The sequence below is a fragment of the Dietzia aerolata genome (assembly GCF_014144865.1).
GTDB lineage: Bacteria > Actinomycetota > Actinomycetes > Mycobacteriales > Mycobacteriaceae > Dietzia > Dietzia aerolata.
This window is the reverse complement of record NZ_JAALDM010000101.1, coordinates 1-11,044: the sequence shown is the minus strand read 5'-3', so window position 1 is coordinate 11,044 and position 11,044 is coordinate 1. Positions and strand designations below refer to the sequence as shown.

Genomic DNA, 11,044 nt, shown 5'->3' with positions numbered 1-11,044 from the left:
TTTCATCGGTCCCCCAGCACTCGCCTTACGAAGGTGCCGATAATGTTGGATTCCGTCCACCCACCGGCACCGGCAGCCCCTGGCGGGAGATCGCTACCGCTGGCGCCGGCGGTCGGCGAGCGTACATCCACCCCGGAAGAGGGGCTTGCCGTCGGCGCCGTGTCGGTGCCGGCGCGGGTCGCGGGCGACGCGGCGGACTTCGCAAAGTAACTCGCGGGCGCGGTCGTCGGCCAGCTCGGCGACCCCGCGTCGGTAGGCGCCGCCGGCGGACCAGTCGAGATCAGGCAGGCCGGCCACGGCGCGATGCCAACGCAGCAGCTCGAGGAACTCGGCGTCGCCGAGATGGCCGGCGGCGTCCTGGACCCGGGCGAGGGTGTCAGGGTCTGCCATGGGGCGGCACGATAGCGCCGCGCTCGGACACTCCCCTACTGGCCGAGGTCGCGGGCCGCGACGATCCCTGCGATGAAGTCCAGGACCCGGCCTGTTTCGGCGTCGGTGAGGTCGAACTCGCGGCCGGCGACGATGGTCCTGGCCGGGCTGAGCGGTTCGAGGCCGTAGAGCAGCCTTGTGGTGGTCGACAGGCTCGCGCGGTCGGCGATGGTCTCGACGCTGCATCCAAGTGCAGCCGCCAGGTCCTCGAACTGCTGGCGGGTGAAGGCAGGTGCGTGAGCGGATCGCCCGCGTGCGGCGGGGACTTGCCCCCGTTCCCAGATGCCGATCTGGCCAGCACTGATGCCAGCGGCGACGGCGACCTTGAGCTGGCTGAGCCCGTGCTCGAGCCGGACGGCACGGAGGGCGCGTCCCAGCGATCGGGCCTCGTCGGGGGTCACTGCCCCTCCCCCACGTCTGCCGTCTGGAGCTCGGCGACGACGGACCAGTGACCGGCCTCCTGGACGGTCGAGAGCACGGTGGGCGTGGCGTTGTAGTCGACGGCGCGCGCTCGATGGTGGAGGTCGATCTGTGCATGCAGCTCGGTCGGGCCGGTCCCGATGACGTACATGATCGTCATCGTGCCTGGATTGTCGACTTGTTGTCAGTAGACACGATCTTCAGCAAACCCGACAGATGGGTTCCCCCTGGGGCTTGCTTATCCGAGCATTCGAACCGCTGAACGCGTCCATCACCAAGTGTCCTCCGCGGGCGCGCGCCACAGCCCATCGACGAAAATGCTCGCATCGACGTCGAGGACCGTGGCAAGCGCCGTGATGTTCAATAGTCCGATATTCCGTTCCCCTCTCTCCACCGACCCGACATAGGTGCGGTGGAGGCCTGAACGGTGAGCTAGTTCCTCTTGCGATAGGCCAACTGCTTGACGTGCACGACGGACCCGGCGCCCAAACTCGCTTTGAATCTCGTCATCACGCATACCTGCAACTTCAGGCGATCGATGACTATAGGTCGACAGACTATAAGTATCATCTGGGATTACGAGCCCATGGAAGGAGCGCCGTGAGTGGAAACCGGAGAACTCGGGGACAAAAGCAGGCAGCAAAGAAAAAGCGGCGTGACCAGCGAGCCAGGAAGTCCGCGAGATCAGGCAGGCCAGCCGGAAACGCCACGTTGACCGTTCCCATCTGGGAGTACCCTGCTGCAGCACAGTCACTAGCGGAGAAAATGCCCAGCTGGACTGTCGACCGCGCGCTGGACTATCTGCTGGCCAAGCCTGTTGGCTGGCAGACCCTAGAAGGGGACGTCACCTCACTCGTCCCCGCTGACGCCATCACCGACACCGACGTATCGGCCGAGTCATTCGTCAGCTCGCTCGAGGTATTGCATGAGCTTGGCCACTTGGGCTGGGACCCCATGCGCCGGCTCCACATGGAAGTTCTGCCCGAGGATGACCCGATCGGAAACTAAGCCTCCAGACTCGGGAAACCGAGGCGTTCCGACGCCTGACGCATGCAAGAATCTATCCTTGCTAGCATAGCTACCGACGCTCGGCTAGCGCTGCTAGCTCTTATAGGTACGCTTGCTATTGTTGCCAGTTGCCCTTTGCAGACAGTGCTAGCTGCACTAGCATTCACTGCAGGCGTAGCTACGCTAGTGCGCGTAGCGCCACTCGCTATGCTCTTCACACTGATCAACGCTTACCCTATGCACGGTTTCAACCTCGAGGGAGATGTACATGACCCGAAAGCTGGCGCTCTGCAATCAGAAAGGCGGCGTTGGAAAGACCGCCACCACGTTGGGCCTTGCCAGCTCACTAAGCGAACAAGGCCTCAATGTGCTGATAGTCGACGTAGACCCCCAGGGGAACTCGACTACCGGCCTGGGGGTCGAAGTTACCGAAGACACAATGACTACCTTCGATCTGATGAGCCGAACGGCTCCCGGCGCCGCAGCCGATGCGGTAATCGCGACTCCCTGGGAGCATGTGGACCTCATTCCGTCCAACGAGGCGTTGGCAAACATCGAATCCGATGGCGCAAATGACCTGATCTTCAGGCTTGACATCGCCTTTGAGGGGATTGACCTCTCGCCCTACGCTGCAGTCCTCTTCGACTGCCCGCCATCGCTGGGAAAGTTACTTTTCGCCGTGTTGTGCGCGGTTGACGGGGTCATTGCAGTCACGGAGCCGACAATCGACAGCGTTCGAGGGATTGAGAATCTCCAGGAAACGATTCGAAATGTTCAGCGTCGACCAAACCCTCGACTGACTCTGGAGGCGATAGTCCTGAGCCGCAAGCGCACAACCGGAGAGCATCGGTTTCGTGAGGCGGAGTTGCGGGACACCTACGGGGACCTAGTCGCAAGGACAGCAATTCCAGAGCTGACCGCCCGCCAGGACGCGCACAGTACGCACACCCCGATCCATAAGTTCTCCGGCGGCAAGGCCCTGGCACTCCAGGTGGCGTACACAGATCTGCTGTCCGAGTTGTCTATCAACACCGAAGGAAGTGTGGCATGAGCGTCAAGCGTGAACCTGCGATCCGGCGAGTCTCTCATCCTGCAGCTGATCTGCCGGAGCGGCCGACCACAGCTGACGCATCAACGTCCGGAACACAACCGAGCGAGCTGAAGCCAAGCAAGACAGCCGCGCGGGAAGGGGAACGCCTCACAGAACAGCACAACGTCAGGTTGCGCCCATCCACCAAGGCACGGCTTCTGCGGGCGGTAGACAAGCTGCGGTACGAGACCGGCGACAGAACAATTAGCATCGCGTCCATCACCGACAGTGCAATCGTCGATTACCTGGAGTCCCGAGGCTGCTGAGCAGCGACACAGACGTCGATCGAACCGTAGTCGGGCAAGCCCAAATCGTCTGCTGACGCAAGGACACGGGGGCCCTTACGCGCGCTAGAGCCACTGGGTGTGGTCGCCCGCACAGTCAACCACCGCAATTTATGCGAGCTTGAGCGTGTCGCACCGATTTCTGACGTCAAGCATGCGATTTTTGACGTCATGGCGACCACGCGATCTGGGCCTGGCAGGCCAGCCCTAGGGGAGCGGACACGCATGACCGTCCGCGTACCGTCAGATATTTATGAGGCGCTTCGGCGTGAAGCTAAAGCGCGTGGGATCTCCATGAACCAGTACGTAGCCGAAGTTGCTGCGACCCACCTTGGCATGCCTGAATCCATGCCGAACGTTGACAGCCAGGAGGCAATTCCCGCATGAAGTAGTCAGCAGTGTGACTGACAACTGAAACCATGCATCCCTGAAATGACTGATTCCGGCCCACTGGCCGGTGGACCGGAATCGAAAGTCAAGAGTTCGAGTTGCCGCTCAAACTCGGGGTGCTCACCAACTAGGAGAGCTGTGCATCCAAGCACCTCTCAGGGTAGGTCATACCCTCCGGGCGGTCCAGTCGTCCCGGACGGCGTGTCCTGTTCTGATAGCACGAAACCGACATCTCACCTCACCAATCAATGGTGGGAGTCGCTGGCCTGTGTGTGGAGTCCACGTCCTTATGTGCGCGTTGATCAGCGCAAGACACATTCATTCGCTCAGATTCAGCACTTCACCGATGGTGAGCCTGCCTTTGGCATACCGTATGCGCTGCACTTGGCTGACGAATCGGGCAGATTCCGTCTGCTTGCCCTGGATTTTGACGCCCACCACGCCGGGTCGACAGCAACCGCTGATCTGGCCAGCTGTACGACCGCTCTAACCGCAGCAAACATCGAGCACCTAGTCTGCTCGTCCGGACCCGGTGGGGGATACCACGTGTGGATCCGGCTGAGTACGGCCGTGTCCCCCCAGCGTCTGGCACCGATCACCGACGCCTTCGCCGCGGCGTGGCCCTCACTGGATCGGGGCCCACTGTCTAATCCCCGCACAGGCTGCGTCCGAGCACCGGGATCACCCCACCGCGCCGGCGGGGCATCAGTGCCTCTGACAGATCCGCATATCCGCCCGGTATCACTGCGTGCCCTGCGCTCAGTGCTCACGCAGCTGACACTTCCCCCACACACCGCTACAACCACGACCACTCCAACGGGCCTAGGTGCTGCGCCGATTCCGGTCCATACGGATGTCCAGGGCCACCCGTATCTTGCCGGGCCCAGGCGACCGGTTTCAGCGCACATCCGGACGTTGGCACACGCCCGGGTCACGGCCCAGTCGGATGCTTCTGCGATTGGGTGGTCGGTCTTGTTGGCCTGCGCCCACGCCCGGATGCGCTTTGACGAAGTGCACCAAGCCGCGTTCGCCGATCGCTGGCCGGGCCTGGAAACGATCCGAACGCACCGGACACAAGTGGGAGAGCGCGCCCCGAGAGTCGACCCGCACGCCGAGTTGACCCGCCAGTGGGCCAGAGCGGTCACCGCAGCCAGCTTTACCCCCCGCAGCACCACCGCGCCCTCACCGGCCCGCCGGGCAGCCGAAGCGATCGTCGCTGAGCTGTTATCCCGGATGAACGCCCAGCCCCACAGATGGGCCGGTAAGACCGGGGCCCAGGATCGGCTGCTTCTCCTGGGCTTGGCGGCCAGGACCCTGGCGGCAGCAACAGACAACGTGCAACTGTCCGAGCGCGACTGGGCCATCGCCGTCGGCCTGACGCGAGACGTCGTGACCAGCCGTCTGAAGGTGTTGGTCCAGCAGGGCTGGATTGCGCGAGTCCAAAGATCAGCAGGCCCCTGGGCATCAGTCTGGCGGATCGGAAGACCCGGGGGCGGGAAACAAAGAAATGGTGCAGTATTTTCCGCCGAGCTAGAGCAGAGGCTGCAGGGGGAGCTGGAGCGCGCTCGCGCTGATATCTGGCACGCTCGCTCGCTGGGAGTACTCGGGTTGCGGGTATGGGAGTTGCTGAGCAGCGAACGGTTGTCGGTCAAGCAGGTAGCGGCTCGGCTGGGGGTGTGTGAGGCAACGGTTCGCAGCAAGATTGCTGCGCTCCAGTCCTACGGCTTGGCCACCTCCAGTGGGCGCGCCTATCAGGGCCGTTCCCGATTGGCTCGGGCTGCGGCCCTGGCCGGAGTGACGGGAGCACACGATGATCGGGTGCGTCTGTACAGGCTGCAGTCGGCGGTGTTCGTGTGGTGGTTCACCACCCGCTATCAGCCAAAGCGCTCCGATGCGCTGGCCGAGTGGGGCATGTTTCCCACCCCGGATGAGGCCGAGAACGTCCACCCGGTCGATATCGCATTGGCCTACGGCGCCACCAGTACCGGCCCCCCGGTACAGGCAACAACATGGGGCGCGGCGATGGCCGCGCAGGAGCGGCACCGGGAGCACGATCCCGGTAGTTGGTGGGAACTTGTTGCCGCGGCTCGGGCCGCGCTGCCGGCCCCCGACATGCTGCTCGCACCCCATCAGTGGGCTGCCACCGCTGCCTGACACCACCATGGGTGGCTGTCCCTGTGAGACCAGGCATGTCACCACAGGTCGGGGGAGGTGTCCGGTCCTGTCGCCTGCCCCCAATCCGAAGAGGTACCCAGGGGCTCCACGTCTGGTCCATGCTCGTGTTCTGCGGCGCGGTGTTCGAGGTAGGAGGCGACGAAGTCGTCGGCGTCGGGCGTGCTGGTGCCGTCCGGGGTGGTGGTGAGCTTTTCGCGGGTGGCGGTGAGCCAGGTGGCGAGTTCGGAGTCGCTTGTGGTGGTTTCTGGTGGGGGAGTGGGCAGGGCGTCGGGTTCGCCGTGTTCTCTGGTCACGTGACGTATCCGGTGTGCGATGACGGCGCCTGCGGATTTCGCGGTGTCGAGCTTGTCGGTGGCCTCGAGCCACAGTTCGCGGGGGTCCAGGCCTGCTTGGGCTGCTTCGGTCCAGGCGTGTTCGAGGTCGGCCAGGGCTGCGGGGTCGGCCTCGAGGTGGTGGGTGTGGGTGCGGGGGAGTGCGTCGAGGTAGTCGGGCAGGGTGTTCGCGGTGAAGGTTTGGGCGGCCAGGTCGGCGCCGTGGCGGTAGAGCTGTTCGAGGCGTTCGGGTGCGGTGGCGGTGGTGTATTCCTGCCGCAGGGTGTCAATGGCTGAGGTGTTGCGGGTGTCGCGGCCCAGCACAGTGGTCAGGACCTGTGTGGGTGTGGGGGCGTTCTGGTCGCCGGCCGAGTGCATGTGGGCGTCTTCGGCGCCCGGGTCGAGGGAGTGCTCGCACACCGTGTAGGCGCGGTTTTCTTTTTTGCCGCGGGTCATGGCGACGTATAGGCCGGCGCGGTCGACGGTGTTGTCGATGACGGCGTGGGTGGTGTCGACGGTGGCGCCTTGGGCGCGGTGGATGGTGCTGGCGTATCCGAGGTGGATGTTGGTGTGGGCGTAGCTGGCGGGGATGAGCATGTCGTCGCCGGTGTTCTGGTCCCGCACGGCCAGGGCGCCGTCGTCGGTGATGCCGGTGACGGTGAACAGTTGGCCGTTGATGACCCGGCCCAGGGGGGTGCGGTCGTTGTCGGTGTGGAGGGTGGCGTTGGTGCGGGCGATGACGGTGTCCCCGACACCGACGGCATCGCCCCGGGACACGCGGATGGTGTGGGTGTCGTCGACCAGCCCGGTGCTGATGCGGTCGGCGCGGATGAGGTCGTTGAGGGTGTCGACGTCGGTGTTGGTGGAGGCGATCACCAGACAGCGCCGGCCAGCAGCAGTGTCTGCCAGGAAGGCGTGTGCGGCGTCGGTGAGCATCTGCTCCCGGTGCCCGCCGGTGAGCCATCCCCGGTCGGTGTAGAGGGCCAGGGCGTCGGGGTTGCCGTCACGAAGGCCGAGGGTGGCTTCGGCTTGGTCGGTGTCTGCGCCCATGCGCATGACCTCGCGCAGTTCGGGGGTTCCCGGGGTGCGGGTCAGGTCGGCCAGCAGGCCTCCGGTCTCCACGGCGGATAGCTGTTTGGGGTCGCCGACCAGACGCAGGACGGCCCCGGATTCGGCGGCGATCTCGGTCAAGGCGGCCAGGTTCTCGGTGCTGGCCATGCCGGCTTCATCCACCAGCAGCATGTCGCCGGGGGAGATGGTCACCGGCAGGGCTGCGAGGGTGCGGCCGGGCTGGTTGGGGTTGCGGCCCAGCCACGTGAACGTCAGTGAGTCGATGGTGTGGCAGTCGGCGCCGATGTCCTCGGACAGGATGGCCGCAGCAGCGGCGGACGGTGCCAGTCCGATCACGGTGCGTCCGGTTGCGTGCCAGGTGTCGGCGACGATCTTCATGGAGGCGGTCTTGCCGGTGCCGGCCGGTCCGACGCCGGCAGCGAGCAGGGTTCCGGCCCCGACCAGGTGCCCGGCCAGCGCCCGCTGACCGGCATTCAGGCTCCACCCTTCGCTTGTCTCGTGTTCGGCCAGGACATGCTCGAGGACCGCTGCCGGGGCGGTGACCGCGACCGGGGTACGCGCGGCATCCAGGGCAAGCTGCTCGGCGTCCAGGACGGCGTGGGTGGTGAACTTTTCGGTGTTGGCGTGCCGGTCCACCCCGGCCCCGTCCGGACGGGTCAGGGCACCCGGCAGGTCGAGGATTTCTGGTGGGGTCAAAGGGATGACCAACTCATCCATGGCGGTGTCCATCACCGCCTGGTGCGCCTGTTCCAAGGTCTGCTCGCCGGTGAACACGTAGCCCTTGAGTGCGGTCGACACCGCGGTCTGAACGTGCGAGCGGCGGAACTGTGCGCGCCTGGCCGTCACCGCCCCAACTGCCCGCTCGGCCACGACACGGGCATGAGTGTCGGCGTTGAAGATGTCCCGCTCGACTCCGGCCTTGCCGTGCCGGGTGACCCGGTCGGTGAGAGTGTCCAGAGTGCGGTCATCGACGATCTGTGCGGCCACCTCGCGCCAGCCGGCGCGGTGCTCGTCCAGCGACAGGGCCGGCTTTTTGGCGTCGCGGGTATCCAGGATGGCTTTCTGCCACAGGGCGTAGGAGGCGCGCTGTCCGGGTTGGCGGCCGTGCTTTGCGACGTAGTCGGCAACGAGCTGGTTGTAGACCGGGCGGGCCATCGCCCGTCGTGAGGAGAAAGCGTCGATCAGCTTGCGGTCGATGCCGGCGATTTCCCAGATCGGTGCCTTGTCCGGGTGCGGGTAGTGGGCCTGGAATTCCACGCCCATTCTCCGGGTGAGTTTGTCGTGCAGGATCGCGTCGTAGCGCGACGAGATCGCCTGATGCATCTGGAAGATGGCCCGCCCGTCCAGGGAGAGCCAGCGCCCGTCGGGGGCCTGGACTTTGTTGGCGATCAGCACGTGCGAGTGCAGGTCCGGGTCGCCGCCTCGGGTGTCGAAGTGGGTGAACTCTGAGGCGATGATCCCGCCGGTTTTGACCTGTTTGATGCCTCCGGTCCCGACCCTGGTGTAGATGGCGTTGTCCTCGGACCACGCCAAGGCTTCGGCGACGGCTTCGTGATGCAGCGCGGCGATGTGGGAGGCGGTGTTCTCGTCGGCCAGTGCCCACCAGACGCTGACACTTTTCACCGGAGAGAACGTGAAATCGAATCCGGCGACGGCTTGTTTGACGCGGTCGCGTTCCCGGTTGACCCAGGCGATGACGTCTTCCCCGGAGGCGTGCTCGTAGCCGAACTCCTTGGTGTAGAACGGGCGGGCCGTACTTTCGGCGATCTGGCCTCGTTCCTCGACAGTGGGGCGCCGTCCCTCGACGGCGAGGAAGGTTTTCTCGGCAGTAGCAATAGCCTGAAGGACCTCGACGCCGCCGGTGTAGATCGGGAAACTTCGGCCCAACTTGCACGCCGCGAGGGGCGCGCCGTCGGCCATCTTCTGGTCGGTGTCCGGGTGCAGTCCCTCCCCGTACAGGGCGGCCATCTGTTCCTCGGTCACGATGGCCCCGCTGGTCGCGGTCTCGGAGTTCAATCCGGTCAGTCCGGAGCCGATCCAGACCCCCGGTGGGGTGCCTTTGGCGGCGTAGTAGTCCGACAGTGACTTGCCTTCGGGGTCGGCGTCATGGGTCGCCACCGAGCGCAGCAGGTACTGGTATCCAGTCCCTGCGTGAACCGCTCGCAGACTCATCACAGCCTCCAGCGTATGCGGCCGGTGGCGGGGCGTCTACGCCCCGCCAAGACGCAGGGCCCTGACCAGGTGTTTCCCGTCGTTCACTAGAAGTGCATACTGTGTGAGGCTGTTTGAGCGAGCAGGAGCGAGGGTTAATCTTGGTCACAGCGGTGGCGTCTCAGGCGGGGCCTGTGCGGCCAACACTGTGGTCGGATGGGGGAGTGGTTGGTGCTCGCGGGTGTCGTACGGGTGCTCTAGGGTTTGACCCATGTCTGCTACGAAGACTGATTCGCGTTCCCAGACCGCCCGGGCCCGTGCCCGCCAAGCCATGGCTCACGAGCTCGAGCGGGCACGCAAGCGCGAATCCAAGCTCGTGGCGGTGTTCTCCGCAATCGACGCCCGCGCCGACGCCGAAGCCGCCCTGGGCGATGCGCTCATCGAGCTCAAGGACCTCGGCGTCGCCCAGTCCGATCTGGCCGAAATGACCGGACTGTCCGCCCGCGAGGTCGGCGCCGCGATCCGCGCCGCGAAGGACCGCACCGCCACCGGGGAAGGAACACCGGAGACCACTGACGAGCACCCGTCAGACACGACCTCGGACCACAACGGTGCCCAGTCACACTGACCCGCGCACCAGTCCCGCAGACGTGGACATTCCTCTGCCAGGCCTGGACCTGATTCCGGCGCCTGCCCCCTCGGCCGCGGTGCGGCGGTCTCGTCCCTACAGTTCGACACTGCCGCCCACCCAGGCGGCGATCGACGCGTTCTGGTCCCGGGTCGTCAAAGCGCCCGGGGACGGGTGCTGGTTCCTGATCTCAGCGATCAGCGGCGTCGACGGGTATACACGCCTGACGTGGAGATCGGGTGGCGTCAGTCGCACCGAGTCCGGGCACCGATTCGCACTCCTGCTCGCCGACCAACTGTCAGACGATGTCGTGGCCGAACACCGCTGCAACGAACCCCTGTGCGTACGCGTCGACCCGGGGCATGTCGTCGCCTCTACCCAGTCAGCAAACCTGCGCTACGCCGTCGCGTGCGGTCGCACCGGAGCCATACGCAACCCCGACCAACACACCAACCGCCACGCCCGATCCCTAGCCGTCCGCGACGCCCTCGCCTCCGGCTGGGACGCGCGCGCCTACGCCCGCGCCTCGGCTAACGCCGCACCCCTCGACACACCCTCACTGTTCTAGAGCCTGGGGAGTACAGTCGTCCCCGAGAGATGGCCTCGCCGGGTGGCGGGGCCATCTGTCGTTGGCGGACCGGTCAGGATGTGTCAGCGGGCCACTGTTTGTCGACGTTGCCGGCGCAGCTGCCAGTAGCGCGGGATCGTCCACCGCAGTGGGGTCCTATCGATCACCCACAGCGCTATCGTCGACCGATAGCGCACATCGTGTCGCACCGCGAACGACCAATGACCCACGAACCACGCCAACAGCCCCAGCGCCGCGACCGTCGGCGCCCACGTACGGCCTTGCAGCACACCGAGCAGCCCAATCACTGCGCAGAACCCTCCGGCCCCACGCGCGACCGGAGGCAGGGCCAAGGCGCCGGCAGCGACCACCGCGGTAGCCTGCAGCGCCGTGGTCAGATCCCACATCAGGACTCCTCCTTGCCGCCCGTCTGCTCGCAGCAGAGCGCCCATTCGTGGGCGCGGCTCGTGCCGACCTGTTTTCGGTTGACCTGCTGTCAGTGTGACTTCTCCCCCCCCC

13 protein-coding genes are annotated in these 11,044 nt (G+C 65.5%); 7 read left to right on the top strand and 6 right to left on the bottom strand.

Going from position 1 to position 11,044, the window contains the following annotated elements; translation table 11 throughout:
• Positions 1–93 precede the first annotated feature (93 nt).
• The 4 genes from G6016_RS06940 to G6016_RS06925 all read right to left on the bottom strand — a co-directional run bounded on the left by G6016_RS06940 (position 94) and on the right by G6016_RS06925 (position 1,366).
• Positions 94–390, bottom strand: a complete 297-nt coding sequence (locus G6016_RS06940; RefSeq protein WP_182631941.1) for a hypothetical protein — start codon at positions 388–390, stop codon at positions 94–96.
• 35 nt (positions 391–425) lie between these two features.
• Positions 426–830, bottom strand: a complete 405-nt coding sequence (locus G6016_RS06935) for a helix-turn-helix domain-containing protein (RefSeq protein ID WP_182631940.1) — start codon at positions 828–830, stop codon at positions 426–428.
• Entirely contained in the window at positions 827–1,000 is a 174-nt protein-coding gene (locus G6016_RS06930; protein ID WP_182631939.1) for a hypothetical protein, read from the bottom strand. Before G6016_RS06930 ends, G6016_RS06935 begins: the two co-directional genes overlap by 4 nt.
• Before the next feature lie 120 nt (positions 1,001–1,120).
• A complete protein-coding gene (locus G6016_RS06925) occupies positions 1,121–1,366 on the bottom strand; it encodes a helix-turn-helix domain-containing protein (protein WP_182631938.1) in 246 nt (81 codons plus the stop codon).
• A gap of 248 nt (positions 1,367–1,614) precedes the next feature.
• On the opposite strand from G6016_RS06925, the gene G6016_RS06920 reads away from it, so the two are divergent.
• The 5 genes from G6016_RS06920 (at position 1,615) to G6016_RS06900 (ending at position 5,775) form a co-directional block, all read left to right on the top strand.
• Positions 1,615–1,857 carry a hypothetical protein gene (locus tag G6016_RS06920; protein WP_182631937.1) on the top strand — a complete coding sequence of 81 codons (243 nt, stop codon included), beginning with the start codon at positions 1,615–1,617 and terminating at the stop codon, positions 1,855–1,857.
• Between the two features lie 268 nt (positions 1,858–2,125).
• Positions 2,126–2,908 carry a ParA family protein gene (locus G6016_RS06915; RefSeq protein WP_119700250.1) on the top strand — a complete coding sequence of 261 codons (783 nt, stop codon included), beginning with the start codon at positions 2,126–2,128 and terminating at the stop codon, positions 2,906–2,908.
• On the top strand, positions 2,905–3,213 hold the full coding sequence (locus G6016_RS06910) for a hypothetical protein (protein WP_119699222.1): 309 nt from the start codon (positions 2,905–2,907) through the stop codon (positions 3,211–3,213). Before G6016_RS06915 ends, G6016_RS06910 begins: the two co-directional genes overlap by 4 nt.
• Before the next feature lie 189 nt (positions 3,214–3,402).
• On the top strand, positions 3,403–3,618 hold the full coding sequence (locus G6016_RS17815; protein WP_386848372.1) for a toxin-antitoxin system HicB family antitoxin: 216 nt from the start codon (positions 3,403–3,405) through the stop codon (positions 3,616–3,618).
• 1,821 nt (positions 3,619–5,439) lie between these two features.
• The gene (locus tag G6016_RS06900; RefSeq protein ID WP_182631936.1) at positions 5,440–5,775 is read left to right on the top strand and encodes a hypothetical protein; all 336 of its coding nucleotides are present in this window, start codon (positions 5,440–5,442) and stop codon (positions 5,773–5,775) included.
• Between the two features lie 38 nt (positions 5,776–5,813).
• Here G6016_RS06900 and mobF read toward each other — a convergent pair whose 3' ends face one another.
• Positions 5,814–9,350: a MobF family relaxase gene (gene mobF / locus G6016_RS06895; RefSeq protein ID WP_182631935.1), complete on the bottom strand. Its 3,537-nt coding sequence runs from the start codon at positions 9,348–9,350 to the stop codon at positions 5,814–5,816.
• A 250-nt stretch (positions 9,351–9,600) separates the two neighbouring features.
• On the opposite strand from mobF, the gene G6016_RS06890 reads away from it, so the two are divergent.
• Positions 9,601–9,957 (top strand): hypothetical protein, encoded by a 357-nt coding sequence (locus G6016_RS06890; RefSeq protein ID WP_241729879.1) that lies wholly within the window; start codon positions 9,601–9,603, stop codon positions 9,955–9,957.
• Between the two features lie 22 nt (positions 9,958–9,979).
• A complete protein-coding gene (locus tag G6016_RS06885) occupies positions 9,980–10,525 on the top strand; it encodes a hypothetical protein (protein ID WP_338403544.1) in 546 nt (181 codons plus the stop codon).
• An 83-nt stretch (positions 10,526–10,608) separates the two neighbouring features.
• Here the strand turns inward: G6016_RS06885 and G6016_RS06880 are convergent, their stop codons facing one another.
• Positions 10,609–10,932 carry a hypothetical protein gene (locus tag G6016_RS06880; protein WP_182631934.1) on the bottom strand — a complete coding sequence of 108 codons (324 nt, stop codon included), beginning with the start codon at positions 10,930–10,932 and terminating at the stop codon, positions 10,609–10,611.
• Positions 10,933–11,044: the final 112 nt, after the last annotated feature.

Bases quoted from the DNA above. Each gene is read 5' to 3' on its own strand.
- G6016_RS06940 (WP_182631941.1), bottom strand. From the start codon at position 390: ATGGCAGACCCTGACACCCTCGCCCGGGTCCAGGACGCCGCCGGCCAT.
- G6016_RS06930 (WP_182631939.1), bottom strand. From the start codon at position 1,000: ATGTACGTCATCGGGACCGGCCCGACCGAGCTGCATGCACAGATCGAC.
- G6016_RS06925 (WP_182631938.1), bottom strand. From the start codon at position 1,366: ATGCGTGATGACGAGATTCAAAGCGAGTTTGGGCGCCGGGTCCGTCGT.
- G6016_RS06920 (WP_182631937.1), top strand. From the start codon at position 1,615: ATGCCCAGCTGGACTGTCGACCGCGCGCTGGACTATCTGCTGGCCAAG.
- G6016_RS06915 (WP_119700250.1), top strand. From the start codon at position 2,126: ATGACCCGAAAGCTGGCGCTCTGCAATCAGAAAGGCGGCGTTGGAAAG.
- G6016_RS06910 (WP_119699222.1), top strand. From the start codon at position 2,905: ATGAGCGTCAAGCGTGAACCTGCGATCCGGCGAGTCTCTCATCCTGCA.
- G6016_RS17815 (WP_386848372.1), top strand. From the start codon at position 3,403: ATGGCGACCACGCGATCTGGGCCTGGCAGGCCAGCCCTAGGGGAGCGG.
- mobF (WP_182631935.1), bottom strand. From the start codon at position 9,350: ATGAGTCTGCGAGCGGTTCACGCAGGGACTGGATACCAGTACCTGCTG.
- G6016_RS06890 (WP_241729879.1), top strand. From the start codon at position 9,601: ATGTCTGCTACGAAGACTGATTCGCGTTCCCAGACCGCCCGGGCCCGT.
- G6016_RS06880 (WP_182631934.1), bottom strand. From the start codon at position 10,932: ATGTGGGATCTGACCACGGCGCTGCAGGCTACCGCGGTGGTCGCTGCC.